This window comes from Roseateles aquatilis, from assembly GCF_002205645.1.
Taxonomy (GTDB): domain Bacteria; phylum Pseudomonadota; class Gammaproteobacteria; order Burkholderiales; family Burkholderiaceae_C; genus Roseateles; species Roseateles aquatilis.
This window is the reverse complement of record NZ_NIOF01000001.1, coordinates 249,359-273,290: the sequence shown is the minus strand read 5'-3', so window position 1 is coordinate 273,290 and position 23,932 is coordinate 249,359. Positions and strand designations below refer to the sequence as shown.

27 protein-coding genes are annotated in these 23,932 nt (G+C 70.4%); 22 read left to right on the top strand and 5 right to left on the bottom strand.

Annotation, left to right across the window (positions count from 1 at the left end; all coding sequences use genetic code 11):
- The first annotated feature begins 2 nt into the window (after window positions 1-2).
- On the top strand, window positions 3-458 hold the full coding sequence (flgN, locus tag CDN99_RS01135; protein ID WP_238139371.1) for a flagellar export chaperone FlgN: 456 nt from the start codon (window positions 3-5) through the stop codon (window positions 456-458).
- On the top strand, window positions 445-1,206 hold the full coding sequence (locus CDN99_RS01130; protein WP_238139308.1) for a glycoside hydrolase family 73 protein: 762 nt from the start codon (window positions 445-447) through the stop codon (window positions 1,204-1,206). The genes flgN and CDN99_RS01130 overlap by 14 nt, the downstream gene beginning before the upstream one ends.
- A 35-nt stretch (window positions 1,207-1,241) precedes the next feature.
- Here CDN99_RS01130 and flgA read toward each other — a convergent pair whose 3' ends face one another.
- Window positions 1,242-2,015, bottom strand: coding sequence for a flagellar basal body P-ring formation chaperone FlgA (gene flgA, locus CDN99_RS01125; RefSeq protein WP_158218722.1), 774 nt, complete (start codon window positions 2,013-2,015; stop codon window positions 1,242-1,244).
- On the opposite strand from flgA, the gene flgB reads away from it, so the two are divergent.
- The 12 genes from flgB (at window position 2,014) to CDN99_RS01065 (ending at window position 12,362) form a co-directional block, all read left to right on the top strand.
- Complete coding sequence (gene flgB / locus CDN99_RS01120; protein WP_088382283.1) at window positions 2,014-2,394, top strand: flagellar basal body rod protein FlgB; 381 nt, start codon at window positions 2,014-2,016, stop codon at window positions 2,392-2,394. The genes flgA and flgB overlap by 2 nt on opposite strands.
- 24 nt (window positions 2,395-2,418) lie before the next feature.
- On the top strand, window positions 2,419-2,844 hold the full coding sequence (flgC, locus tag CDN99_RS01115; RefSeq protein ID WP_088382282.1) for a flagellar basal body rod protein FlgC: 426 nt from the start codon (window positions 2,419-2,421) through the stop codon (window positions 2,842-2,844).
- A 10-nt stretch (window positions 2,845-2,854) separates the two neighbouring features.
- Window positions 2,855-3,508 (top strand): flagellar hook capping FlgD N-terminal domain-containing protein, encoded by a 654-nt coding sequence (locus tag CDN99_RS01110; RefSeq protein WP_088382281.1) that lies wholly within the window; start codon window positions 2,855-2,857, stop codon window positions 3,506-3,508.
- Window positions 3,509-3,582: 74 nt separating this feature from the next.
- On the top strand, window positions 3,583-4,791 hold the full coding sequence (locus tag CDN99_RS01105) for a flagellar hook protein FlgE (protein ID WP_088382280.1): 1,209 nt from the start codon (window positions 3,583-3,585) through the stop codon (window positions 4,789-4,791).
- Window positions 4,792-4,864: 73 nt separating this feature from the next.
- Window positions 4,865-5,599 (top strand): flagellar basal-body rod protein FlgF, encoded by a 735-nt coding sequence (locus CDN99_RS01100; protein ID WP_088382279.1) that lies wholly within the window; start codon window positions 4,865-4,867, stop codon window positions 5,597-5,599.
- Between the two features lie 61 nt (window positions 5,600-5,660).
- Window positions 5,661-6,449, top strand: coding sequence for a flagellar basal-body rod protein FlgG (flgG, locus tag CDN99_RS01095; protein WP_169727025.1), 789 nt, complete (start codon window positions 5,661-5,663; stop codon window positions 6,447-6,449).
- An 11-nt stretch (window positions 6,450-6,460) separates the two neighbouring features.
- Window positions 6,461-7,261 (top strand): flagellar basal body L-ring protein FlgH, encoded by an 801-nt coding sequence (gene flgH / locus CDN99_RS01090; RefSeq protein WP_088382278.1) that lies wholly within the window; start codon window positions 6,461-6,463, stop codon window positions 7,259-7,261.
- 4 nt (window positions 7,262-7,265) lie between these two features.
- Complete coding sequence (locus CDN99_RS01085) at window positions 7,266-8,381, top strand: flagellar basal body P-ring protein FlgI (protein ID WP_088382277.1); 1,116 nt, start codon at window positions 7,266-7,268, stop codon at window positions 8,379-8,381.
- Window positions 8,381-8,836 (top strand): hypothetical protein, encoded by a 456-nt coding sequence (locus CDN99_RS01080; RefSeq protein ID WP_193531670.1) that lies wholly within the window; start codon window positions 8,381-8,383, stop codon window positions 8,834-8,836. Before CDN99_RS01085 ends, CDN99_RS01080 begins: the two co-directional genes overlap by 1 nt.
- A gap of 97 nt (window positions 8,837-8,933) precedes the next feature.
- Window positions 8,934-10,301 carry a flagellar hook-associated protein FlgK gene (gene flgK, locus CDN99_RS01075; RefSeq protein ID WP_088382276.1) on the top strand — a complete coding sequence of 456 codons (1,368 nt, stop codon included), beginning with the start codon at window positions 8,934-8,936 and terminating at the stop codon, window positions 10,299-10,301.
- A 38-nt stretch (window positions 10,302-10,339) separates the two neighbouring features.
- Complete coding sequence (gene flgL, locus CDN99_RS01070) at window positions 10,340-11,221, top strand: flagellar hook-associated protein FlgL (RefSeq protein WP_088382275.1); 882 nt, start codon at window positions 10,340-10,342, stop codon at window positions 11,219-11,221.
- 19 nt (window positions 11,222-11,240) lie between these two features.
- The gene (locus CDN99_RS01065) at window positions 11,241-12,362 is read left to right on the top strand and encodes a hypothetical protein (protein WP_088382274.1); all 1,122 of its coding nucleotides are present in this window, start codon (window positions 11,241-11,243) and stop codon (window positions 12,360-12,362) included.
- Window positions 12,363-12,411: 49 nt separating this feature from the next.
- Here the strand turns inward: CDN99_RS01065 and CDN99_RS01060 are convergent, their stop codons facing one another.
- Window positions 12,412-12,627, bottom strand: a complete 216-nt coding sequence (locus CDN99_RS01060) for a hypothetical protein (RefSeq protein ID WP_088382273.1) — start codon at window positions 12,625-12,627, stop codon at window positions 12,412-12,414.
- Between the two features lie 512 nt (window positions 12,628-13,139).
- Between CDN99_RS01060 and CDN99_RS29575 the strand changes: the two genes are divergently transcribed.
- From CDN99_RS29575 to CDN99_RS01040, 4 genes are all read left to right on the top strand, one after another.
- The gene (locus tag CDN99_RS29575; RefSeq protein WP_088382272.1) at window positions 13,140-14,717 is read left to right on the top strand and encodes a methyl-accepting chemotaxis protein; all 1,578 of its coding nucleotides are present in this window, start codon (window positions 13,140-13,142) and stop codon (window positions 14,715-14,717) included.
- Window positions 14,718-14,739: 22 nt separating this feature from the next.
- Window positions 14,740-15,474, top strand: coding sequence for a substrate-binding periplasmic protein (locus CDN99_RS01050; RefSeq protein WP_088382271.1), 735 nt, complete (start codon window positions 14,740-14,742; stop codon window positions 15,472-15,474).
- A 64-nt stretch (window positions 15,475-15,538) separates the two neighbouring features.
- The gene (locus CDN99_RS01045; protein ID WP_141100585.1) at window positions 15,539-17,086 is read left to right on the top strand and encodes an ATP-binding protein; all 1,548 of its coding nucleotides are present in this window, start codon (window positions 15,539-15,541) and stop codon (window positions 17,084-17,086) included.
- Entirely contained in the window at window positions 17,083-17,781 is a 699-nt protein-coding gene (locus CDN99_RS01040) for a response regulator (RefSeq protein ID WP_088382269.1), read from the top strand. The genes CDN99_RS01045 and CDN99_RS01040 overlap by 4 nt, the downstream gene beginning before the upstream one ends.
- A gap of 80 nt (window positions 17,782-17,861) precedes the next feature.
- Here the strand turns inward: CDN99_RS01040 and CDN99_RS01035 are convergent, their stop codons facing one another.
- Window positions 17,862-18,497, bottom strand: a complete 636-nt coding sequence (locus CDN99_RS01035; RefSeq protein WP_238139307.1) for a TetR/AcrR family transcriptional regulator — start codon at window positions 18,495-18,497, stop codon at window positions 17,862-17,864.
- 108 nt (window positions 18,498-18,605) lie between these two features.
- Between CDN99_RS01035 and CDN99_RS01030 the strand changes: the two genes are divergently transcribed.
- Window positions 18,606-19,799 carry a TCR/Tet family MFS transporter gene (locus CDN99_RS01030; RefSeq protein WP_088382267.1) on the top strand — a complete coding sequence of 398 codons (1,194 nt, stop codon included), beginning with the start codon at window positions 18,606-18,608 and terminating at the stop codon, window positions 19,797-19,799.
- A gap of 18 nt (window positions 19,800-19,817) precedes the next feature.
- Here the strand turns inward: CDN99_RS01030 and CDN99_RS01025 are convergent, their stop codons facing one another.
- Window positions 19,818-20,492 carry a DUF2007 domain-containing protein gene (locus tag CDN99_RS01025; RefSeq protein WP_088382266.1) on the bottom strand — a complete coding sequence of 225 codons (675 nt, stop codon included), beginning with the start codon at window positions 20,490-20,492 and terminating at the stop codon, window positions 19,818-19,820.
- Between the two features lie 297 nt (window positions 20,493-20,789).
- Here CDN99_RS01025 and CDN99_RS01020 point away from each other — a divergent pair, with 297 nt between their 5' ends.
- Window positions 20,790-21,989, top strand: coding sequence for a serine hydrolase domain-containing protein (locus CDN99_RS01020; protein ID WP_088382265.1), 1,200 nt, complete (start codon window positions 20,790-20,792; stop codon window positions 21,987-21,989).
- A gap of 123 nt (window positions 21,990-22,112) precedes the next feature.
- Complete coding sequence (locus tag CDN99_RS01015; RefSeq protein ID WP_088382264.1) at window positions 22,113-22,439, top strand: hypothetical protein; 327 nt, start codon at window positions 22,113-22,115, stop codon at window positions 22,437-22,439.
- Between the two features lie 39 nt (window positions 22,440-22,478).
- Here CDN99_RS01015 and CDN99_RS01010 read toward each other — a convergent pair whose 3' ends face one another.
- Window positions 22,479-23,576 (bottom strand): hypothetical protein, encoded by a 1,098-nt coding sequence (locus CDN99_RS01010; RefSeq protein ID WP_088382263.1) that lies wholly within the window; start codon window positions 23,574-23,576, stop codon window positions 22,479-22,481.
- Window positions 23,577-23,794: 218 nt separating this feature from the next.
- Here CDN99_RS01010 and CDN99_RS29495 point away from each other — a divergent pair, with 218 nt between their 5' ends.
- Window positions 23,795-23,926, top strand: a complete 132-nt coding sequence (locus tag CDN99_RS29495) for a hypothetical protein (RefSeq protein WP_259374705.1) — start codon at window positions 23,795-23,797, stop codon at window positions 23,924-23,926.
- The last annotated feature ends 6 nt before the right edge of the window (window positions 23,927-23,932 follow it).

Sequence of the window (23,932 nt, the reverse complement as noted above, 5' to 3'; positions counted from 1 at the left end):
CGATGCCGGGCCACGCGAGGCGACGCGGCGATAGCGCCGCGGTGCTGGCGCTGCAGCAACTGCGTGACGGCCTGGCGCGTGACCTGCGCGACTACGGCACGCTGCGCGAGTGGCTGGAGCGCCAGTTCCATGCCGCGCTGCACCACGACGCCGAAGCGATCGCCGACCTGTCCGCGCGGATCCTGGCGCAGGCCACCGCGATCGAGGCGCAGCACGTGGCTCGTCGCGAGCTGCTGGCCGCGCTGCTGGGACCCAACACCGCGCCGACGCTGCGGGCGCTGGTGGCCCGGCTGCCCACCGCGACGGCCGAACCGCTGGCCGCGCTGCACCGCGAGTTCGAGCGCGCGATGACCGAGTGCCATGCGCTGAACCTGCGCAACGCCCAACTGATCACCGAGCAGCAGATGCTGATGCAACAACTGCTCGGCCGCGAGGAGCATGTCTATGCTGAACGCTGACTTCCGCGCGGGCGAGTTCCCGGCGCTGGGCGGCACGGCGGAACGCGGCATGGCGCGCGGAGCGGGCGAGGTCGGCGCGCCGCGTTTCGATGCGCTCTTCCAGCAATTGAATCGCGAGGTCGTCCGCTACATCGAGCAGGGCGACGGCTCGGGAGGCGCCTCCAGCGCGGGTTCGACCGGCGCGGCGCTGAGTCCCGAGGGCGCGTGGGGCCGCCAGCAGGCGCTGTCGTCGCTGACGGCGGGCGGCATCGCCGGTGCGGAGGACCTGAACGGCGTCGGTGAAGCCGAACGCCAGGCTTTCATCGACGAGGTGCTGCCGCTGGCGCGCGGCGCCGGCGCGAAGCTGGGCGTCGCGCCCGAGGTGCTGACGGCGCAGGCCGCGCTGGAGACGGGCTGGGGCCGCTCGCCCCTCCGCGCGGCCGACGGCGCCAGCAGCCACAACTACTTCGGCATCAAGGCCACCGGCACCTGGCAGGGCGGCGTCGTCCAGGCCATGACCACCGAAATCGAGGGCGGCGCGCCGGTCGCGCGCAGCGAGGCCTTCCGCGCCTATGCGTCGCCGGCCCAGTCCTTCGACGATCTGGCGCGCCTGGTCGGCGGCAACCCGCGGTACCAGGGCGCGCTCAACGCCGGGACCGACGCGCGCGCCTACGGCCAGGCGCTGCAGCGCGGCGGGTATGCGACCGATCCGGCGTACGCGGACAAGCTGGCGCGCATCGCCGCCCGCGTGCAGGGAGCGGCGAAATGAGGATCGAACCGATGGGCCCCGCGACCGGCCCGGCCTCAGCGCAGCTCGGCGGGCTCCACCAGTCCGCTGTCGAGCACGCGGGCCTGAATGACACGGCCGCTGGCGTTGTTGCGCACGCGGATCACGCCCTGGCGTGCGCCGCTGTCGAGCGCCTCGCCGGCGCCCTCGACGCTGACGCCGCCGCGGCTGGCCTGGATACGCACCGTGTCGCCGCGCTTGACGACGATCGCCGCGGCCAGCAGCCGTTTCTGGAGCAACTGCCCGGGACGCAGCGTGCTGCGCGCGGCCAGGCCGGGCTCCAGCGTGGACAACGCGTCCGGCGTTTGGCTGATGTCGCGGCGCTGCAGCTGCAACTGGTCCTCGGTGACCGGCTGGCCGCTGGCCACGCCCTGCGTCACGACCAGCACCTCGGCGCTGAGCGTGGCGCGCAGCAGGAAGTCCTGCGGCGGCACGCGGGCGGCGTCGTCGGTGCAACGCGCCACCAGGCGCAGGCGCATCAGGCTGCGGCTGTCCAGCAGCGCGACGTCCCAGCCGGCCGGGCAGGCCGGACGGGCGCGCGGCGCGGGCTGCGTCAACTGCAGCTCCGGCGCGATCAGGCCGGCCTGCTGCGCCTGGTCGAGCAGGGCGGCGCGGGCGGTGTCCAGCACCTGCGCGTCGAGCGCGGCGGTCGCGTCGGGACGCGGGCCGGCCGCAACGGCGCCGGCTGGAACAGCGCCCGCGGCCAAGGCCGTCGCGGACAGGAAACACGCTGAGACCGCGCAGGCGGTGGTCAGCACAACGGAAACGAAGCAAGGAAGGGAGTCGCGCATGAGCATCGATTTCAGCAAGGCGGCCGGAGTGCATGACGACGCGCTGCGTCTGCGCGCGGAGCGGACCAAGGTCCTGGCCTCCAACGTCGCCAACGTCAGCACGCCGGGATACCAGGCGCGGGACATTGATTTTGCCGCGTCGCTGCGTGCCGCGGTCGGTGGCGATGCGGGGGACGGCTTCGGCGGCGATCTCGCGCTGGACACCGGCGCGCAGGACCTGCGGTACCGCGTGCCGTATCACCCCTCGCAGGACGGCAACACCGTCGAGCTGGGCGTGGAGCAGGCCGCCTTCGCGCAGAACGCGCTCGACTTCCAGACCAGCCTGACCTTCGTGAACATGAAGCTCAAGGGCCTGGCCAAGGCCATCAACGGCCAGTAACGGACCCCGACCGGAGCAAGCACGATGTCCTTCAAGCAGATCACCCAGATCGCCGGCTCGGCGATGTCGGCGCAGACGGTGCGCCTCAACACCATCGCCAGCAACCTGGCCAACGCGCAATCGGCATCGGGCACCGAGGCCGCGACGTACCACGCCCGCAAGCCGGTCTTCGCCGCGCTGGCGGCGCGCGAGGGCCTGGGCGACCAGCAGCTCGCCGGCGCCCGGGTGCAGGTGCTGGACGTCGTCGAGAGCCAGGAGCCGCTGCGCAAGGCCTATGAGCCGGAGAACCCGCTCGCCAACGAGAACGGCGAGGTCTTCTATCCCAACGTCAACCCGGTCGCCGAGATGACCGACATGCTGTCCGCGTCGCGCGCCTTCGAGACCAACGTCGAGGTGCTGTCGCGGGTGAAGTCCATGCAGCAGTCGCTGCTGCGCCTGGGCGAGAACTGAGGAACCGACCATGACCACGTCCGTCAACAACAACGCCGCCGCCAACGGGGCCGCCGGCAACGAGAACATCGCCGCCAACGGCGGCATGAGCAAGCTGTTCACCACGCTGCTGGTGGCGCAGATCAAGAACCAGGATCCGCTCTCGCCGCAGGACCCGTCCCAATTCGTCAGCCAGCTGACGCAGCTCAGCCAGGTCGAGTCGATGCAGCAGCTCGCCTCGCAGGGCCAGACCAACGCCAGCATGCTGGCCAGCCTGCAGCTGATGACGCTGGGCGCGCAGGTCGGCTCGACGCTGCAGGCCACGGTGTCGTCGCTGAACCTGTCCCGCGACCCGGTCCAGTTGCGCTTCTCGCTGGACAGCAACAGCCCCGCCAACACGCTGGTGTTGACCGGCGGCGACGGCCGCGAGCAGCGCATCGACCTGGGCGCGCTCGGCAAGGGCGAGCAGGGCTACACGCTGGACCCGGCCAGGCTGGGCCTGGCCGACGGCCGCTACAGCGTCAGGCTCGAGGCCGGCGACAAGCGCGCCGTCAATGTCGAGACGGTCGCCCGCCTGGACGGCGTGCGGCTGGCCGCGGACGGCGGCGTGATGTTGCAGCTTGCGGGCGTCGGCGAGATCACCAGCCAGGCCATCACCCAGTTCAAGGGCCGCGCCGCGTCCTGAGGACGCGTCCCGCCCATCGGCACCTTCGGCACGAGCCCCCTTCAGTTCTTGAATCACAGCCTTCGGAGATCCCCATGAGTTTCGAAATCGCACGTTCGGGCATCAACGCGGTCAACGCCAGCCTGGAGACCATCAGCAACAACATCGCCAACTCCGGCACCTACGGCTTCAAGTCCAGCCGCAGCAACTTCTCGTCGATGTACGCGGACAGCCACCCGGTGGGCGTGGAAGTCGGCTCCGTCTCGCAGAGCATCGAGACCGGCGGCGGCCTGTTCAACACCGGCCGCGGCATGGACGCGATGATCCAGGGCCGCGGCTTCTTCGCCGTGCGCGACGACGGCGGCCAGACCGTCTTCACCCGCGTCGGCCTGTTCAGCGTCGACAAGAACGGCAACGTCGTCGACGGCACGGGCCGCAAGGCGCAGGGCTACGCGACGGTGCTGGACGCCGCCGGCCGCCCGGTCCCCGGCGCGGGCCTGGGCGCCTTCGGCGACCTGCGCGTCACCACCGGCCAGATCCCGGCGCAGTCCAGCGACAAGCTGACCTACAACGGCAACCTCAGCGCCGACTGGACCGTGCCGGCCGTCACGCCCTTCGACAAGAACGAATCGCGCAGCTACAACAGCTCGGTGACCTCGACGGTCTACGACTCGCTGGGCACCAAGCACACCGTTACCCAGTACTTCGTCAAGACCGGCGTGGGCGCCGTCAACGCGTACTACAGCTTCGACGGCGCGGCACCGGCCGGCGTCGGCGCGACGCTCAACTTCGACGCGCAAGGCCAGCTCACGACCGTGCCCGCGGTGACGCTGAATGCCGCGCCCGGCAACGGCGCCGCGGCGATCGCGATGCGCATCGACTACACCGGCACCTCGCAATTCGCCGGCGACACGACCACCCGCACCAACGAGTCCAACGGCTACGCCGCCGGCACGCTGACCGGCACCAGCCTGTCGGAGGACGGCTCGCTGGTCGCGACCTACAGCAACGGCGAGAAGCAGACCGTCGGCACGCTGGCCGTGGCCACCTTCGCCAACGAAGGCGCGCTGAAGTCGATCAGCGACACCAGCTGGTCCGCGACGCCCGACAGCGGCGTGGCGCTGTACTCGCGCCCCGGCTCGGGCACCGCGTCCAAGCTGAGCGCCGGCGCGCTGGAGCAGTCCAACGTCGACATCACCGGCGAGCTGGTCAGCCTCATGAGCGCGCAGCGCAACTACCAGGCCAACACCAAGCTCATCTCGACCGAGAACGAAATGATGCAGGCACTGATGCAGGCCGTCTGACGCGGGCACGAGCCCCTGAAACGTCTGCCGAAACGCTTCCCGAAACGTCCTCCCATCTGAACGGGTCACGACCATGGATGCCCTGATCTACACCGTCATGAGCGGCGCCGAGCGCATCCAGCGCGCGCAGGCCGTGCATGCCAACAACCTGGCCAACCTGGAGACGGCGGGCTTCCGGGCCAACCTGGAGCAGGCCTCGGCCGCGCAGGTGAAGGGCTTCGGCTACGACGCGCGGCACCTCTCGCAGGCGCGGTCCGACGTGATCAGCGCGCGCGCCGGCAGCCAGCGCGACACGGGCCGCGACCTCGACCTGGCGATCCAGGGCGACGGCCTCTTCGCCGTCGCGCAGGACGGACCGGACGGCGCCGAGGCCTACACCCGCGGCGGCAACTTCACCGTCGACGCGCAGGGCCAGCTGCGCCTGGGCCGGCATGCGGTGCTGGGGGCGGGCGGGCCCATCGTCCTGCCGCCGCACGACAAGCTGGAAGTCCTGGCCGACGGCACCGTGTCCATCCTGACCGCCGGACAGACCGAGCTGCAGCCGGTGGACCGGCTCAAGCTGGTGCGCCCCGACTTCGCGCAACTGACCAAGAACGAGGCCGGCCTGCTGGTGACGCGCGACGGCGGCACGCCGGCCCCGGACCCGGCGGTCAAGGTCGCGTCCGGCAAGCTGGAGGCGAGCAATGTCTCCGCCGTCGAGGAGATGGTCGCGACCATGAACCTGGCGCGCGACTTCGAGCTGCAGATGCGTTTCTACAAGGCCGCCGACAGCATGGCCGAGACCGGCAACCGGCTGGTGCGCGAATAACGCGTCGGCCAGACCTTCCAACCCCAGCGATCTCTCCACCGAATTCCCCAAGGAGCCCCCGATGAACCCCGCCATGTGGATCAGCAAGACCGGCGTGCAGGCGCAGGACGCCAAGTTGCAGGCCATCGCCAACAACCTGGCCAACGTCAACACGGTCGGCTTCAAGCGCGACCGCGTCATGTTCGAGGACCTGTTCTACCAGGTCGAGCGCCAGCCCGGCGCGCAGGCCGAGGACGGCACCGCGTCGCCCACCGGCGTGCAGCTGGGCAACGGCACGCGCATGGTCGGCACGCAGAAGGTCTTCACCAACGGCAACCTGCAGACGACCGGTCAGAGCCTGGACGTGGCCATCGTGGGCAACGGCTTCCTGCAGGTCGAGGGCCCCAACAGCCGCCCGGCCTACACGCGCGCCGGCCAGTTGCAGATCAACTCGGACGGCCGCCTGGTCACCGCGCAGGGCCAGCGCATCCAGCCGGAGATCACCGTGCCGGCCAACGCGACGGCGATCACGATCGGCGAGAACGGCGTCGTCACCGCGACGGTCGCCGCCAACGCCGCGCCCAGCGAGATCGGCCAGTTGCGCCTGACCCAGTTCGTCAATCCGGCCGGCCTGCTGGCCCTGGGGGACAACCTGTTCCAGGAGACCGCGGCCAGCGGCGCGCCCACCGAGGGCGTGCCCGGCGAGAACGGCCTGGGCAAGCTCAAGCAGGGCGCGCTGGAGGGATCGAACGTGCAGGTCGTCGAGGAGATGGTCGACATGATCGCGGCCCAGCGTACCTACGAGATGAACACCAAGGTGCTCTCCGCCGCCGACAACATGTTGCAGACGCTGGCGCAGGCCGCGCGCTGATCGGAGCGACCATGCGCAGCGCCGTCCGCATCACCGCCGCCGACGACGACTTCGTCGTCGAGGTCGCCAACGCCAAGGCCAACGCCGGCTGTACCGCCGCGGCCGTCCGCGGCACCGCCGCGCGGCGCGTCTCTTCGCGCGGCCCGGGCGCGCCGCGCCGCGTCCTGCGCGGCGCGGGCCTGCTCGCCGTGGCGGCCTTCCTGGCCGGCTGCGCCGCCATCGCCCCGCCGACGCTGCCGTCCGCCGATCCGGGGCCCTTGCCGCTGCCTCTGCCGGAGCCGCAGCGGCCGTCGGGCGGCGGTGTCTTCGTGGCTGGACGCAGCGCCAGCCTGGTCGCCGACACGCGGGCCTTCCGCGCGGGCGACGTGCTGACCGTCGTGCTGCAGGAAGCGACGCAGGCCAGCAAGAGCGCCGACACGCAGAGCGCCAAGAAGAGCGGCGCCGACCTGAACCTCGACCTCAACGGCAAGCAGCGCGCGTACGGCATCGGCGGCAACCGCGACTTCAGCGGCAGCGGCAGCAGCACGCAGCAGAACACGCTGCAGGGCGCGATCACCGTCGTCGTGCAGGAGGTCATGAGCAACGGCCTGCTGCGCGTGGCCGGCGAGAAGAGCCTCACGCTCAACCAGGGCGAGGAACTGGTGCGCCTGGCCGGCTACGTGCGGCCGGCCGACGTGGACAGCGAGAACCGCATCTCCTCGCAACGCATCGCCAACGCGCGCATCGCCTACAGCGGGCGCGGCCACCTGGCCGACGCCAACACGCCGGGCTGGTTCACCCGCTGGTTCAACAGCCCCTGGAATCCGATCTGACGCCATGAAACACCTGCTGCTCACCCTGGCGCTGGTCGCCCCCTCGCTCGCGCTCGTGGCCCCCGCGCCGGCGCATGCCGCGCAGACGCTGCGCCAGCTCGTCAACGTGGAGGGCGTGCGCGAGAACCAGTTGCTGGGCTACGGCCTGGTCGTCGGCCTGAACGGCAGCGGCGACAGCACGCAGGTGAAATTCGCCGGCCAGTCGGTGGGCAACCTGCTCAAGCAATTCGGCGTGAAGCTGCCCGAGAAGACCGAGGCCAAGTCCCGCAACGCCGCGGCCGTGATGGTCAGCGCCACCTTCCCGGCCGGTTATCGCCGCGGCCAGGCGATCGACATCACGGTGTCCTCGCTGGGCGACGCGAAGAGCCTGCGCGGCGGCACGCTGATGCTGACGGAGCTGCACGCGGTGGACGGCGAGGTCTATGCGCTGGCGCAGGGCAATCTCGTGGTGACGGGCTTGAGCGCGCAGGGGCAGAGCGGCTCCAGCGTCACCGTCAACACGCCGACGACCGGCCGCGTGCCGAGCGGCGCGACGATCGAGCGCGAGATCGGCACCGATTTCGACACCCGCCCCGACGTCGTCCTCAACCTCAAGCGGCCCGGCTTCCAGACCGCGACGCTGATCGTGGACGCGGTCAACGGCCGCTTCGGCGCCGGCACCGCGTCGACGCGCGACGGCACCAGCGTCGCCGTGCGCGCGCCGGCCGAGCCGACGCAGCGCGTGGCCTTCGTCGCGCAGCTGGAGGGGCTGTCCATCGAGGCCGCGCCGGCGCTGCCGCGCGTGATCTTCAATTCCCGCACCGGCACCGTCGTCATCGCCGATGGCGTCAAGGTGCGGCCGGCGGCGGTGTCGCACGGCTCGCTGAAGGTGGTGATCAGCGAGACGCCGCAGGTCAGCCAGCCGGGCGCGTTCAGCCAGGGCCGCACGCAGACGGTGCCGCAATCGCAGCTGCGCGTGGACCAGGGCGACGGCCGCATGTTCCGCTGGCCGGCGGGCACCTCGCTGCAGGCCATCGTCGACATGGTCAACAGCATCGGCGCCAATCCGGACGACCTGATGGCGATCCTGCAGGCCCTGGACCAGGCCGGCGCGATCGAAGGCGAATTGCAGGTGATCTGATGAGCATGCCGCTGAACACCCCCGCGACGGCGCCCCTGGGCGACCTGCGCGGCCCCGCGCCCCTGCCGCTGGACGGCGCCCCGGATCCGGACGCGCGCATCAAGGCGCAGGCCACCGGCGCCGCCGTCAAGTTCGAGGCCTTCTTCATCAAGCAGATGATCAGCCAGATGCGCGCCGGCACGCGCGCGCTGGCCGACGAGGACAGCCCCGAGAAGAAACGCGTCAACCAGGACATGCTGGACCTGGCCGACGGCTTCGTCGCCGACGCGCTGGCGCAGCAGCGCGCCTTCGGCATCGCCGACCTGATGCTCAAGCAGGTGCTGCCGCAGCTCGCGGCGGCCTCGCCGGCGCGGGTGCCGGCGCCAACGGAGGCGCGAACGGAAGCGTCGACGCGGGCGCCGATGCCGGCCTCCGCGCCGGGCTTAAGTTCCGCGCCGTCCGGGTCGCCTTCCTGAAGCAACACCGCCGCGCGAGCCCACGCGGGCCTGGCGGCCCTCTTGCCAGGCCCCATCGCGCCTCCCAGTCCTTGCCCTTGCACGAGCCTTCATCCCCATGAGCATCATCTTGAACGGCCTGTCCGGCGCGCAGGCGGCCCAGGCGGCGCTGACCGCCACCAGCCAGAACGTCGCCAACGCGATGACGCCGGGCTACACCCGTACGGGCGTGCTGCTGGGCTCGCTGCAGACCACGAAGGGCGGCGCCGGCGTGCAGGTGTCGGCGCTGCTGCGCTTCGCCGACGGCTACAAGAACGTCCAGCTCTGGCAGGCCACCAGCCAGCTCGGCCAGTACAAGGCGGGCCAGAACTACCTGACGCAGCTCGAGCAGGTCATGTCCGACGACACGGCCAACATCAACGAAGGCATCGACCAGTTCTTCGCCGCGCTCAACGCCGCCAGCGTGCAGCCCGAGTCCGGGCCGCTGCGCGAGGCCGTGCTGACCTCGGCCGACGGGCTGGTCAAGCGTTTCGACAGCCTGCAGCAGCTCTTCGCCAACCAGCAGACGGCCATCGCCAGCCAGCGCGACGGCGTGGTCAACCAGGTCAACGCGCTGACGCAGGACATCGCGCTGCTCAACAAGCAGATCGCCGCCGGCCGCGCCGCCGGCACCAACGACGCCGGCCTGCAGGACGCGCGCGACGAGAAGATCAAGGCGCTGTCCTCGCTGGTCGGTCTGCAGGTGGTGGACACGCCGGACGGTACCAAGAGCGTCTCGCTGCGCGGCGGCCAGCCGCTGGTCGTCGGCGCCGACGCGGCGGTGCTGGCCACCGACGGCCCCGGCGCGCTGAAGATCCAGTTCGCCAGCACCTCCTTCAAGCTGTCCGACGTCGGGCAGGGCGGACAGCTCGGCGGCCTGGCCGATCTGCAGCAGCAGGTGCTGGGGCCGATGCGCACGACGATCTCGGAGCTGGCGCTGGGCCTGGGCAACGCATTCAACACGCAGCTCGCCGCGGGTTACGCGCCGCCGGCCGCGGGACCCGGCGCGCCGCTGTTCGACACCTCCGGCGGCCGCCTCAAGATGACCGGCATCACCGCGGATCAGCTGGCCTTCTCCAGCAGCCCGACGGTCACCGGCGACAGCGGCAACCTGACGCAACTGGTCGGGCTCAAGAACAAGACGCTGACGATGACGACCTTCGACGCGCAGGGCAACGCGGCGGGCTCCGCGCCGGTGGTGCTGGGCGACGTCTTCACGCAGTTGGTGGGCAGGCTCGGCGTGGCCAGCTCGCTGAACCAGTCCGCGCAGAAGACGGCGATCACGGTGCGCGACCAGGCCGAGGAGGACTGGAAGTCCAGCAGCGGCGTCAACAGCGACGAGGAAGCCATCAACCTGCTGCAGTACCAGCAGATGTACCAGGCCAACATGAAGGTCGTGGCCGTCGCCAATCAGCTGTTCGACAGCACCCTGCAAATGCTGGGTTGAGCGCCTGCCCGCCCACACGGACACCGATCGGAACCCCCATGCGCATCGCCAGCAACCAGTACCACGCCACGATGAACAGCGCGCTGCAGGCCGCCAACGAGGGCCTGTCGCAGGTCATGCGGCAGATGGCCTCGGGCCAGCGCGTGCTCAAGCCGTCCGACGACAGCATCGCCACGCTGCGCCTGGCGCGGCTGTCCCGCGACGAGGCCTCGTTCGCGCAGTACCGGGACAACATCGGCGCGCTGCAGGCCCGCCTGCGGACCAGCGAGGTCACGCTGGACAGCATCAAGGAAGACCTGCAGGCGACGCGCGACCTGCTGGTCTGGGCGGCGGACGCGGGCAACACGGGCCCCGACCTGAACGCGATGTCGGGCTCGATGAAGACCTTGCACGACAGCCTGCTCTACCTGGCCAACAGCAAGAACGCGGAAGGGCGCTACCTGTTCTCCGGCACCGCCAGCGACCAGCCCGCCGTCGACGCGGCCTACAACTTCCTGGGCAACACGCAGACGCAGCAGGTCGCGGTGGCGGACAACCTGAACGTGCCGGCCAACGTGACGCTGGAGAACATGGGAGGCTTCCTGCGCCAACTCAATACGCTGACCGGCCAACTGGCCGCGCCGGGCGCGACGGCGGAGGGCGTGCACTCGGACGTGCAGGCGATGATCGTCGCGCTGGATCAGACGCTGGGCAGCGTGTCCGGCAAGATCGGGCAGCTCGGCGGCCGGCAGAACATCCTGGCGACGCTGGACAGCAATCACGCCTCGGTCAGCCTGGCCAACCAGCAGTCCGCGCTGGACATCGGCCAGATCGACTACGGCGAGGCGGCCACGCGCCTCAACAGCTACACGCTGGCGCTGCAGGCGACGCAGAAGGCGTATGCCAAGGTCAGCCAGTTGAGCCTGTTCAACGCGATCTGATCCAGGGACCCCGCCACCGATGCTGCCCGCGACTTCCGGCTCCACCACCGCCGCGCCCCAACGCGGCCTGCTGACCGCCAGCGGCGACGCGCTCTCGCCCGCCGCGCAGCGCGCCGCCTGGTCGGCCAGCGCCGGCGAGGCGCTGCCCACCGCCGCCGCGCCGCGTGCCGAGGTCTCCGTCGCCCGACCCGCGACGCCGCTTGCCGCGCACGTCGACGCCGCGCCGCTGCGCGCCGCCGAGACCTCCTCGGGCGCGCGGGAGCCGGGCGCGCAGTTGCAGCTGGGGCGCCTGCAGCAGGGGCTCGAATACCTGGACCGACTGGCCGCGGCGATGCAGCGCCTCAAGGGCGGCTTGAGCGACACCCTGGCGCGCCAGGCCGCGCCCTCGCCGGCATTGAGCGGCCAGGTCGATCAACTGCGTCACCTGTGGTCGCAGCGCAGCCGCGATGCCGGCGGCCGGGTCGACGGCGACCTGCAGCCCGCGCCCGAGGACGGCGCCGCGCGGCAGCGCTTCAAGCTGCGCGGGCTGGACCTGGCGGTGCTGCAACAGGGCGGCCGTGAAACCTTGCGGCTGCAGTTGCCCGGTCAGCCGCTGGAGAGCGGCGCCACGACCAAGCCGATCGCCGTGGCGGTCACGCTGGACGGGGAGGGCTCGCAGCAGCAGTTGCAGTCGCTGATGAAGGCGCTGTCGCCCGCGGGCGTGACGGTGCAGGCGCAGGGACAGGAGATCGTCTTCAGCGTCGCCGAGTCGCAATGGCCGGCGCTGCGCGACGGCATGACGCTGCGCGGCGAGGGCCGGCGGTTCCCGAGCGGCCAACCGGTGCGTGCGTTGCTGGAGCCGGCGCCCGAGGCGCTGCAGCCGCAGCGCTGGGACGTGAAGGAAGCGGCGGGACAACGCCAGGCGCTGGGCCAGTTGCTGCAGGCCCAGCCCAAGGTGACGAAGGCGCGGGAGCGCCTGAGCGAGCAGCTCGATGCCGCGGCCGGTCGCGCCGCGCCGGCGCTCGCGCCGGCACAGGCCGGGGCGCTGGCCGAGACCCTGTCGCGCACGCTGTCGGGGGCGGAGTACAGCGATGTCGGCGCGCTGCTGCCCGCGCTGCGCGGCATGCACCGGGACCGCGTGCAGCAGCTGCTGGCCGGCTGACCCACCGCGGCGATGTGACCGTCACATCGCCGCGACAGGCTGCTTCGGCTCAGCCCGCGAAGTCGCCTGCATCCAGCGAAGGCGGGCGCAGCAGGTCGGCATCCACGCCCATGACCTCGCTGGCGCGTTCCACCGCCTGCCACAGCGGCGCGGGCATCGCCAGGATCGCATCGGGCGAATCGGCGCTCGCGATCCATTCGCCGATCTGGCGGTGCTGTTCGTGGGTAATGAGGTCCAGGCTCAGCATCTCGTCGATGGTTTTCACGGTGATTCCTTTGGAGTTCTTGGCGGCGAGGGGGACTCGGAAAGCTCGGACAGATATCCGCTGGACATGCGGTCGCGCCCATCGTGGCACAGATTCGGGAGGGCTTCTCCCCCTGATATGGGAGTTCTCCGGCACCGCGTGATTCGTTATCCGTTCGGTCCCGTCAAACGGTATCTCGGCGAGCGCCGGACGGCGCGCCGAGGCGAGTTCCAAACAGACAGCCGGCCCCGCTCGGGGCCGGCATTTTTCGTTTGCCGGCGCCGCGCCTGCCGCATCCCCGCAATACCTGACCCCTCGATTAAAGGGGGGCTTCGCCATCTTTTCGAGTGGCCGGTTTCGGAAAAAATGCGCCCTTCGTCGTGCCCACGGGACGCATCTGGCACCTCTTCACGCCCCTGGCCCTTTCCAGGGGACCCGTCGCGTTTTTTAACACTGCATAAATGCTGCGGTTGATAAGGTTCCGTCCACACGTGAAAACCCGTGGTTGAACGTCAACAAATTTAGGCATCTGAATGATCTGGTTCCAACACCTCAAGGTCGGCACGAAGCTGATCGTCGGCTTTCTACTCGTCGCGTTGATCGGCGGCGTGATCGGACTGCAAGGCATGTCCAAGGCCGCCCTGATCAACGACATGGCCACCGTCATGTATGAGCGCGAGATGATCGGCATGCGCCATTCCGCCGCGGCCAACATCAAGCTGGTGGAGATCGGCCGCGGCATTCGCAGCGCCATCGTGGCCACCACCGAAGAAGACCGCGCGCGCCAGCTCAGCCTGGTCGACGCGCTGATCGTGCAGATGCACGAGGAGCTCAAGGGCGCGCAGGACAAGTTCGTCACCGTGGCCGGCCAGGGCGTGGTCCGCGACGCCATCGCCGCGGCGACCGCCTATGAGAACGGCGTCAAGGAAGTGGCGCGGCTGCTGAAGTCAGAAGAGCTGACGGCGCCCCGTGCCTCCACCGCCAAGCTCACCACCGACGTGCGCGCGCTGGGCGAGAAGGCTGACGAGCTGATGTCCCGCATGGTGGAGATCAAGCACTCCAACGCCTCCGATCACAACGACGAGACAGAGCGGATCTACGCCCAGATCCGGATCACGCTGATGCTGCTGACGCTGGGCGGCGTGCTGGTGGGCGTGGTGGTCGGCGTCATGCTGACCCGGGGCCTGTCCCGCCAGCTGGGTGGCGAGCCCGGTGACGCCGCCGCGGCCGCGGCAACGATTGCGGGTGGCGATCTGACGGGAACGATCGATATCTCCCGAGCCCGGCCGGGCAGCGTGATGCTGGCGATGAGCGAGATGCAGGCGGCCCTGCGTCAGGTGGTCAGCACCGTGCGGGAGGGCAGCGACAGCATCGTCACCGGCACGTCGCAGATCGCCACCGGCAATGCCGACCTGTCGCAGCGCACCGAGGAGCAGGCCAGCAACCTGCAGCAGACCGCCGCGGCCATGGAGCAACTGGCCAGCGCCGTGATGAGCAATGCCGAGTCCGCCCGCAAGGCCGCCGACCTGGCCCGCGACGCGCGCGAGACCGCCATCAAGGGCGGCGGCGCGGTCACGCAGGTGGTCAAGACAATGGCCGACATCAACGTGGCCTCGCGCAGCATCTCCGAGATCATCGGCGTCATCGACGGTATCGCCTTCCAGACCAACATCCTGGCGCTGAACGCGGCCGTCGAGGCGGCGCGTGCCGGCGAGCAGGGCCGCGGCTTCGCCGTGGTGGCCTCGGAGGTGCGCAGCCTGGCGCAGCGCAGCGCCACCGCCGCCAAGGAGATCAAGCAGTTGATCGACGACAGCGTCGAGCGCGTCTCCGCCGGCAACCAGCTGGTGGAAGCGGCCGGGGCGACGATGGAGGAGCTGGTGAATCAGGTGCGCAGCGTCGCCACCGTCATCTCCGAGATCAACAACTCGACGAACGAGCAGAGCACCGGCATCGGCCAGGTCAACGACGCCATCACGCAGCTCGATCAGGTGACGCAGCAGAACGCCGCCCTGGTCGAGGAGGCCGCGGCCGCGGCCGACAGTCTGGAACAGCAGGCCGCCGGGCTGGCCCGGGTCGTCAGCAGGTTCACGCTGCACGGCGCGCCGGCTTGAGCCGGATCGCCGCATCGCAGTCATGACGCGGGCGTTCGTTCTTTGCCTGCTGCTGTTGCTGGGGTGGCAGCCGGCCGCGCACCCTCACGCGCACCTGGCGCCGATGACGATGCTGGTGGACCGCGCGGCCGACATGCCCTTTGCGCACATCGTCGGCGACCACGTGCACGGCGGCATCCATCGCGACCTGGCGCATGCCATCGCGGGCCGCCTGGGCCGGACCGTGCACCTGCACGCGGTGCCCCGCAAGCGCATCGGCCCGATGCTGCGCGAGGGCCGCTCCCACTGGTCCTGCGCGCTGCTGCCGGAATGGCTGGACGAGCCGGTGGAGTGGACGCAGCCGTTCCTGCCGCACGCCGGCGTCGTGGTGACGCGGACCGACAGCCCCCGGCCCCGGACGCTGGAGGACCTGGCGGGCCAGCCGATCGGCGTCGTCAAGGGCTATGCGTATCCGGAGCTGGAGCGCGCGCTGGGACCGTCCTTCGTGCGCGAGAACGCCGACAGCGCGAAAGCGGTGTTGCGGATGCTGGAGCTGGGGCGGATGCAGCATGCCAGCCTGAATCAGCAGTACTTGGAATATCAGCTCCGACACGGCCATTCCAGGCTCTCGCTGCATCCCTATCTGCTGACGGGGGGCTACGAGACCCGCTGCGCGGTGTCCAGGCACAGCCCGGTCACGGCGCGGCAACTGGACGACGTGATCCGGAGCCTACGCGCGGACGGCACTCTTGCTCGCATCCTTCAGAGGTATCGATAACACCACGCCTGCCCGCGGCAGGATCATCCGGAGACCGGAGGCACAACGCGAGGTTGGCTTTCCATTGCAAAAGAATCTGGGAACTCTGTATCGCGAGCTGGTCGCCGGTCCGATGGGCCAGTCCGCGCGGGCCACGTCCATGGGTCTGAAGGCTTTGGAGCGGGCCCATCCGCGGCTGAGCGCCCAGATCGCCATCCTGCTCGCGCTCGCGGTCTGCAGCCTGGTGGCGCAGGTCCTGAGCGAGCACATCGATCCGGGCAGCCTCATGATGGTCTACCTGGTGGGCGCGACCGCCGTGGCCATCCGCAGCGGGCTGACCGCCGCGGTGATCTTCGTGGTGCTCAGCGTCGTGCTGTACGACCTGCTGTTCCTGAAGCCCCACTGGCATTTCTCCAGGCTGGAGGCGCATCACTACCTGACCTTCGGCCTGATGCTGGCGGTGGGGTGCCTGATCAGCTCGCTCGCCTCCAGCCTTCGCAAGAAGACCCTGGAGATCGCGGACAAGGCCCGCCGCACGCAGGCGCGCAACGCCCTGGCCACCGACCTGGCGCAGGCCACCTCGCCGCGCGACGTGCAGCAGTCCATCCGCCATGCGGTGCTGAACGCGATGGGGCATGCCTCGAGCATGCTGCTCAGCGTCAAGCTGCAGGTGGCGAAGCCGTTGTCCACGGGCGACGGCGACACGGAGCGGGCCCTCGGTCGCGACGACGAGCCGGCATCGGTCGACGAGCTGCGCATCCCGCTGGTGGGCGCGTCGGCGCAGGTCGGCGTGCTGGTGGTGAAGAACGGCTGGTCGCTGAACCACCGCGCTGGCGACCTGAAGCTGATCCATGCCTTCGCGGATCAGGCCGCCATCGCGCTGGAGCGCCTGCACCTGGAGCAGATCAACTCCCAGGCCAAGGTCGAGGCCGAGACCGAGCGGCTCAGGAGCACCTTGCTGGCGGCCATCTCGCACGACTTCCGCAGCCCGATCACCGCCATCGTCGGATCCGTCAGCGCCTTGCTCGAGCAGGGCGCCGACATCTCCGAGGAGCGCCACCGCGCGCTGCTGCGCGGCGTGCTGAGCGAGGCCCGCCGCGTCCACCATCTGATGAGCAACCTGCTGGACCTGACGCGCATCGAGGGCGGCGGCGTGCAGCCGAAATTCGAGTGGTGCCCCGTCGACGAGCTGGTGTCCGCGGTGCTGAGCCCGCTGCAGGCCAAGCTGAACGCCTTCCGCGTGGTCACGCGCTTCGACCCCGACGACCTGCTCTGGTGCGACCCGCGCCTGCTGGAGCAGCTCTTCGGCAACCTGCTGGGCAACGCCTGTCGTTACGCCCCGGAGGGATCGCTGATCGAGGTCGCCATCGCCATCGAGAGCGGGGAGGCGCACCTGACGATCCGGGACAACGGCCCGGGTTTCCCGCCCGGGCGGGAGCAGGAGATGGTCAAGAAGTTCTCGCGCGGGGCGTCCCTGACGGGGCAGGGCACCGGGCTGGGACTGGCCATCTGCGACGCCATCGCCAAGCTGCACGGCGGCCGGCTGCTCGTCAGCAACCGCGAGGGGGCCTGCGTGCAGTGGTCCATTCCGCAACCGACGCAGTCGGCCTCCGCGATGGAAGCGCTGGAATGAGCGCCAGGCAGGTGCACACGCTGGTGGTGGAGGACGATCCTGCGATCCGGCAGATGCTCGTCACCGCGCTGCAGGCCGACGGCCATCAGGTCCACGAGGCGGAATCGGTGGCGCGGGCCGAGACCCTGGCCGGCAATCGGCGCATCGACCTGTTCCTCGTCGACCTGGGCCTGCCCGATCGCGACGGCCTTGTCTTCATCAGGCAACTGCGCCAGTGGACCCAGCGGCCCATCATCGTGCTGTCGGCGCGCAGCCAGGAGGAGGACAAGGTCGAGGCGCTGGATTGCGGCGCCGACGACTACCTGACCAAGCCGTTCGGCGTGGCCGAGCTGCGCGCGCGGCTGCGGGTGGCGCTGCGCCGCGCGGCGCAGAGCTTCCAGGACGGCCGCACCCTGCTGCGCCTGGGCGACGTGTCCATCGACATGGAGCGGCAGACGGTGCTTCGCGGGGCGGAGTCCATCCCGCTCACCGCGACGCAATGGCGCGTGTTGTCCATCCTGGCGAAGAACGCCAACCGGGTGGTGTCGGCCCGGCACCTGCTGCGCGAGGTGTGGGGACCGCATCAGGACGAGCACGCCAACTACCTGCGCGTCTATGTCCACCAGTTGCGCCGCCGGCTGGAGGTCAACGCGGCCAGCCCGCGTTATCTGTTGACCGAGACGGGGGTCGGGTATCGGTTGCTGGTGGACGACTGAGGCCGGCGCGGCGGTGGTCGTGGCCGGACGCCGGTGATGCGGCGCGGCGCCCGCGGCATGCGACGGACGCGGCGCGTCGCTCAGACGTAGGGCGTGCCCGCCATCGCGGCTTCCAGGCCGACGTGGCCCTGATCCACGATGGCGAGGAAGGTCGCCTTGGCCTTCCTGGCGTCCTGGCGCAGCCGGAAGGCGCGGTGCGCCTGGATGAAGGCCACCGTCCACGTCGCCAGCAGCAGGTCGGCGGCCAGGTGGGCATCGGCGTCGCCGGCGTCCCGGCCCACGCATTCGGACAGCCCCACGGCGACCACCTGCGCCAGCTCGTCGCGGATGGCGCGGGCCCGCGCCTTCAGCGCCTCGCTGCCCATGATGGTGTCGATGAAGCTCTGGCCCGCCGGCGAGAAGCTGAGATAGGGGCTTTGCTGCGCCACCAACTGGTGCGCGAGCAGCCGCAGCGTCTCGACGGGGGAGATGGCCGGGTCGCGCTGCCGCAGCGCTTCGCGCAGGGTCTCGCGGCCTTCGTCCTCGCGGTCGAAGAACAGGTCCTCCTTGCGCGGGAAGTGGTTGAAGACCGTCATGCGGCCGACGTCCGCCGCGGCCGCGATCTCGTCGATGGTCACCTTGTCGAAGCCGCGCTCCCAGAACAGGCGCGTGGCGACATCCGAGATGCCTTGGCGCGTGGCCAGGCGCTTGCGGGAGCGGCGATCGGGCGGGGTCATTGACATCCTTTCATTGTACCGAGTACATTTTGTGTACTGAGTACATATTTGCGCTTGAGCCGTGTCCGCGTCCGACGATGAGGCCGACGGCATTCAGGCCGACCTGCCATGAACCGACCGCTCGTCGTCATCTTCGCCGCCATCGTTCTCGATGCCGTCGGCATCGGCCTGATCTTTCCGATCCTGCCGTCGCTGCTGCGCAGCGTCACCCACGTGGACGACGTGGCGCCCTACATCGGGCTCACCATCGCCCTCTACGCCGCGATGCAGTTCCTCTTCGCGCCGGTGCTGGGCGCGCTGAGCGACCGGCTGGGGCGGCGTCCGGTGCTGCTGATCTCGCTCGCCGGCGCGGCCGTGAACTACCTGTTCCTGGCCTTCGCGTCCAACCTCTGGATGTTGCTGCTGGGGCGCGCCATCGCGGGCCTGACGAGCGCCAACACCTCGGTGGCGGCGGCCTACATCACCGACATCTCGCCCGAGGACAAACGCGCGCGCCGCTTCGGCCTCTTGAACGCCATGTTCGGCATCGGCTTCATCGTCGGCCCGGTGCTTGGCGGCGCGCTCGGCGACCATGGGCTGCGGCTGCCCTTCATCGCGGCGGCGGTGCTGAACGCCTGCAATCTGCTGCTGGCGTTTGTGTTGCTGCCGGAGTCGCGCACGCCGACGCGGGCGCCGATCGATCGGGCGGCGCTGAATCCGTTGCGGCCGCTGCGCTGGGTGTTTTCGGCGAAGGGCCTGCTGCCCATCACGCTGATCTTCTTCGCCTTCAGCGCCGCGGGCGAGGTCTACGGCACCTGCTGGGCGCTGTGGGGCAACGACACCTTCCAATGGAACGGCCTGTGGATCGGCCTGTCGCTCGGCGCGTTCGGGATTTGCCAGACGCTGGCCCAGGCGTTTCTGCCGGGCCCCGCGGTGAAGCTGCTGGGCGAGCGCACGACCGTGCTGACGGGCATCGCCAGCGCGAGCGTGGCGCTGCTGCTGATGGCCTTCGCCACGCAGAGCTGGATGATCTTCGCGATCATGCCGCTCATCGCGCTGGGCGGTATCGGCGCGCCGACGCTGCAGGCCCTCGCGACGCGGCAGGTCGATGCGCACGAACAAGGCCAGTTCCAGGGCGTGCTGACATCGGCGGTGAGCCTGGCCTCGATCGTCTGCCCGCTGGCGTTCTCCAGCTTCTACTTCGTCGTCAGGGAGCAATGGACCGGCGCGATCTGGCTGTTGCCCGTGGTCGTCTACGCGGTGACGGTGCCGCTGGTGATGGGGTTGCGGTTCGAGCGGCCAGTCGTGGCTTCCGCGACCTAGGGCGACTCGCGGTCCCCTTCATGCGCCCACCACCGTCAACCCCCACCCCGCCGCCAACGCGATCACCGCCGTCGCGATCGCCGGCACCTTGAGGCTCTTCCTGCGGTACCGGGACCCATAGGTCGCCAGCAGCGCCTTGCTTTGCTGCCCGCCGGAGATGACATACCAAAGCGCGGTGATGAACGAGAGCCCCAATGCCGCCCGGAAGACGATGAACGGACCGGGGTTGAGCGCGTGCACGAGGACGATGCCGAAGACGCTCGCGGCGGTCAGCAGCGCGAGCGAGATCCATTGACCCGGCAGCCGATCGCGCGTGCCCATCGCGCGCGAGTTGGCGATCTGGATCGCGGCGCCGAAGACCGGCGTCAACAAGAAACTTAGCAGCACCGCGCGATCCGGACTGAAGACCGGGGCGGGGAGCTCCGCGAAGGCGGCCGGCGCGGGGCCGTCGGACGGCAGCTGATAGGCGCCGGCCTCGTACGCCGCCAGCGCCTCCCTGGCCGCCGCCTCCTGGGACGCCGGCACCCGGACACGTACCCCCACCGCCTGGCCCCAGAACATGTTGGCCTGAACGGTGTTGGCGTCGGCGACCTGCGGCGACAGGCCCGCGGCCTCCAGCACACCGCCCATCAGGTGAGCCTCGGTGGGCGTGCCGCACGTGGCGACGATGACGAAGTCGCCTTCATCGGACATGGTGATTCCCCCGGATCGTTGTTGCTCGTTCGAGCGTCCGCCTGCCATGCTCTTCGGCCAGCCTGGCGGACCTCGGGCGGCATTCTCAGCGATTGGCGGCGGTCCGAAATCGAGGTTGACCCGAGGGGCGAGGCGCGCAGCGCGCGAGGCTGGAAGTCACACCGGGTTGGCGAGCGCCCGGACAGCCCCGCGCGTCGGACAGAATCGCCCCCGACGCCGGGATGCCGACCGTTCCATCGAGCGACTTCCATTCAATGCCGGGCCCTGCCGCCCGGCCTCACGACAAGGTTCAAACAGGTGTACCAATCGATCAAGGGCCTGCTGCTGCCACTGGCCGGGCTGTTGCTGCTCACCACCGGCCATGCCGCCTCGGACGCGCCACCGGCCGACCTGGACGCGCGCATCCAGCGGGTCGAGCAGAACATCGTGCCCATCGATGCCTCCGGCAAGGACAGCGGCGCGCCGCGGTCGCTGTCGGCGCGCATGGTGCAACTGGGCGTGCCCGGCTTGAGCATCGCCGTCTTCGATCAGGGGCGCCTGCTGTGGGCGCGTGGGTACGGCGTCCGTGACGCGACGACGAAGGTGCCGGTCGACGTGGAGACCTTGTTCCAGGCCGCGTCGATCGCCAAACCCGTCAGCTCGGCCGGCCTGTTCCGACTTGTGGAGCGCGGCGAGCTGAAGCTCGACGAGGACGTCAACACCCGGCTCCGCGGCTGGAAGGTGCCCGAGAACGCCTTCACCCGCGTCGAGAAGGTCACCCCGCGCCGCATCATCACGCACATGGCCGGCCTCACCGGCCACGGCTTCGGTGGCTACGAGCCGGGCCAGCCCCTGCCGACGCTCCAGCAGATCCTCGACGGCGCGCCCCCGGCCAACACGCCGCCCGTGCGCGTGGACGCCATCCCCGGCACGGTCGAGCGTTACTCCGGTGGCGGTTTCGTGGTGATGCAGATGCTGATGGAGGAGGCCTCGGGACGTCCCTTCGCCGACCTGCTGCGGGACACGGTGCTGAAGCCCGCCGGCATGGCGGACAGCACCTTCGCGCAGCCGTTGCCGGCCGGGCTGGCCGACCGGGCCGCGTCCGGCCACGAGCGCGGCGACGCGCCGTTGAAGGGCCGCCACCGCGTTTATCCGGAGCAGGCCGCGGCCGGGCTCTGGACCACGCCGTCGGACCTCGCCCGATTCATGCTGTCCGTTGGCCGCTCGTATCGGGGCGAGCCCGACGGCGTCCTCAGCCCGGCCAGCGCCCGCACGATGCTCACCGCGGTGCCCGGCGGCGACGGGCAGGGGTTCGGCCTGGCCGGCGCGGGCGAGGCCTTCCGCTACAGCCACACCGGCGGCAACGCCGGCTTCAGGTGCTACGCGGTGGCTTTCGCCGGCAGCGGTCGCGGGGTGGTGATCATGACCAACGCCGACGCGGGGTATCCGATGATGGCCGAGGTCTCCCGCGCCGTCTCCCGCGCCTACGGCTGGCCGCCGTTGTGGATGCGCGACTGACGGCCTGACCGAGAGCCCGGCCGAAGGCCCGGCGGCGATCCTTCGGGATCGCCGATTGCCCCGGTCTCCATCCGATCCGCGCCGTCCGACGGGGCGGCAGGAGGGATTCGCAGGGGACAGGCCATGAATCAGCTCGGTACCACGTTGCTCGCGTTTTCCGTGACGGTCGCCGGTGTCGCGGTGGTCGCTCAACCGCAGGATCCGCCGCCGACGTCCAGCGCCAGCAGGAAGCAGTCCGGCACCGTGGGACCGCCCATCGACGCGGCCTCCGCTCAGGCCGGCGACACAAACGCCGCGTCCGCGACGCCACCGGCCGTCCAGGCGTCGGGCGACGATGCCGATGCCGACGGGGCCTCGCGGCCCAGGGCCTACACCAGGAAGGCCAGCGGGCGCGTCACGCCGGCGGGCGAGCCGTCGGCCGGTCCCGCCATCCGCGCGGACAGGAACTGACGCCCGCGGCTCGCGCCGAGGCCGTCGCCCGTCGTCCCCTCAGCGCGGCTTCAGCAGCGCTTCGAAGGCGTACTTCGCCACTGTCCTGGCCAGGAGATCGCTGTCCGCGGCGGAATAGCCGGCGCGCTGCGACTGCGTCATCACGCGGGCCCGCAGCACGGGCATGGTGAGGTACTCCGGCTGGGTCTGACCCTTGAGGGCCTGACGGTACATGCCGTTCGAAACGGTCGCGAAGGCGATGTCCTGGCCCAGGCAGCCTTCCAGCTCCTCGGCCATGCCTCCGGTGGGCAACGCGGCGTAGCAGGCCTTGATCGTCTCGATGGCGGCCGGCTCGCCGCTGTCCAGCTGCACTTTGAGGATTCGCTCCACCGCCGCCGCGACGCGCGTCGCCATCGTCGACGGCACGGCGGCGGTCGTTGTCGGCACGGACACGGGGGCGGAAGTGGCCGTGGGCCCAGGGGCGGATGCCGCAGCGGATGCGGGGCCCGACGCCGCCGGCACCTCCCTCGGCTTGAGCTTCGCGACGCAATCGGGGGCGCACTGGCCGTCGATGGACAGCTGGGCGAGTCCGAAGACGAAGTCCGTGCCGGTGTCGTTGTCCAGGCTGCCCGGCACGCGCGTGAGGCGGAGCTTCCAGAGGTGCCCGCGGGCGAGCCAGGTGTCCATCTTGTCGAACGTGGCGCGGCCGCCGAGGTAGACGATGTAGAAGTCCGAATACATCGGCGTCGGCTCGGGCGTGGTGCGTGCCTGGGTGATCGCCGTGGGGCCCAGCCGACGCGAATTGGCTGACCGCTGCGTCGGCTCGCGCAGCTTGGCGATGGTCAGGACCTGTTCCGCGCTCAAGCGATGCGCCTGGACGATGAACTCGTCCGACAGCGAGGCGGCCGCGCGGATGCGCGCGTCGGTGTAGATGAAGAGCGTGGCGGTGTAGGCGCCTTCCTTGGCGAAGTTGATCTGCACGCCATGGCCCGGCGTGCTCGCCTCCAGATCCTTGATGTCCTTCCGCACGAAGCCCGCGATGGTGTCGGGGATGCGCACGTTGGTCGGCTGATGCAGGAAGTCGTCGGCCCGGGCCGGAGAGACCAGGCCGGTCGCCAGGAGGAGGGCGGCGAGCAGGAGCGGAAGGCGGCGGATCATCGATGGCGGTGGCGAGCGGTGAGGAGGCCGCGATGCTATCGGTTCGATGTGACGCGGCAGGGGGCGGTGTCCCGCGGGACAAGCGGCCGACCGTGCGAATGTCGCGTCATCGCCGCGGCGGCTCCCCCTTCGGAGGGGCCCATTCGGGAATGCCACCGATCGACCGCGTCATGAAGCGCTGACACAATCGCCGCCAAACAAGGAGAGGGAGTTTCGGGATGTCGGTCAACGTGGACGAACGCTTCGCGCCGCCCCAGGCGCTTGTGGAAGACGCCGCCCTCGACGGGCGCGTCCGGTCGCGCAAGTGTCTGCGTGACGCGACCGCGGACACCCGGGTGATCCAGCTCTGAACGCGC

Coding starts and splice junctions, on each gene's coding strand:
- flgL (WP_088382275.1), top strand. CDS start 10,340: ATGCGCATCGCCAGCAACCAGTACCACGCCACGATGAACAGCGCGCTG.
- CDN99_RS01050 (WP_088382271.1), top strand. CDS start 14,740: ATGACGCGGGCGTTCGTTCTTTGCCTGCTGCTGTTGCTGGGGTGGCAG.
- flgN (WP_238139371.1), top strand. CDS start 3: ATGCCGGGCCACGCGAGGCGACGCGGCGATAGCGCCGCGGTGCTGGCG.
- flgA (WP_158218722.1), bottom strand. CDS start 2,015: ATGCGCGACTCCCTTCCTTGCTTCGTTTCCGTTGTGCTGACCACCGCC.
- CDN99_RS01100 (WP_088382279.1), top strand. CDS start 4,865: ATGGATGCCCTGATCTACACCGTCATGAGCGGCGCCGAGCGCATCCAG.
- CDN99_RS01030 (WP_088382267.1), top strand. CDS start 18,606: ATGAACCGACCGCTCGTCGTCATCTTCGCCGCCATCGTTCTCGATGCC.
- CDN99_RS01025 (WP_088382266.1), bottom strand. CDS start 20,492: ATGTCCGATGAAGGCGACTTCGTCATCGTCGCCACGTGCGGCACGCCC.
- CDN99_RS01040 (WP_088382269.1), top strand. CDS start 17,083: ATGAGCGCCAGGCAGGTGCACACGCTGGTGGTGGAGGACGATCCTGCG.
- CDN99_RS01110 (WP_088382281.1), top strand. CDS start 2,855: ATGACCACGTCCGTCAACAACAACGCCGCCGCCAACGGGGCCGCCGGC.
- CDN99_RS01105 (WP_088382280.1), top strand. CDS start 3,583: ATGAGTTTCGAAATCGCACGTTCGGGCATCAACGCGGTCAACGCCAGC.
- CDN99_RS29575 (WP_088382272.1), top strand. CDS start 13,140: ATGATCTGGTTCCAACACCTCAAGGTCGGCACGAAGCTGATCGTCGGC.
- CDN99_RS01080 (WP_193531670.1), top strand. CDS start 8,381: ATGAGCATGCCGCTGAACACCCCCGCGACGGCGCCCCTGGGCGACCTG.
- CDN99_RS29495 (WP_259374705.1), top strand. CDS start 23,795: ATGTCGGTCAACGTGGACGAACGCTTCGCGCCGCCCCAGGCGCTTGTG.
- CDN99_RS01065 (WP_088382274.1), top strand. CDS start 11,241: ATGCTGCCCGCGACTTCCGGCTCCACCACCGCCGCGCCCCAACGCGGC.
- CDN99_RS01010 (WP_088382263.1), bottom strand. CDS start 23,576: ATGATCCGCCGCCTTCCGCTCCTGCTCGCCGCCCTCCTCCTGGCGACC.
- flgH (WP_088382278.1), top strand. CDS start 6,461: ATGCGCAGCGCCGTCCGCATCACCGCCGCCGACGACGACTTCGTCGTC.
- flgG (WP_169727025.1), top strand. CDS start 5,661: ATGAACCCCGCCATGTGGATCAGCAAGACCGGCGTGCAGGCGCAGGAC.
- CDN99_RS01035 (WP_238139307.1), bottom strand. CDS start 18,497: ATGACCCCGCCCGATCGCCGCTCCCGCAAGCGCCTGGCCACGCGCCAA.
- flgK (WP_088382276.1), top strand. CDS start 8,934: ATGAGCATCATCTTGAACGGCCTGTCCGGCGCGCAGGCGGCCCAGGCG.
- CDN99_RS01130 (WP_238139308.1), top strand. CDS start 445: ATGCTGAACGCTGACTTCCGCGCGGGCGAGTTCCCGGCGCTGGGCGGC.
- CDN99_RS01085 (WP_088382277.1), top strand. CDS start 7,266: ATGAAACACCTGCTGCTCACCCTGGCGCTGGTCGCCCCCTCGCTCGCG.
- CDN99_RS01015 (WP_088382264.1), top strand. CDS start 22,113: ATGAATCAGCTCGGTACCACGTTGCTCGCGTTTTCCGTGACGGTCGCC.
- flgC (WP_088382282.1), top strand. CDS start 2,419: ATGTCCTTCAAGCAGATCACCCAGATCGCCGGCTCGGCGATGTCGGCG.
- flgB (WP_088382283.1), top strand. CDS start 2,014: ATGAGCATCGATTTCAGCAAGGCGGCCGGAGTGCATGACGACGCGCTG.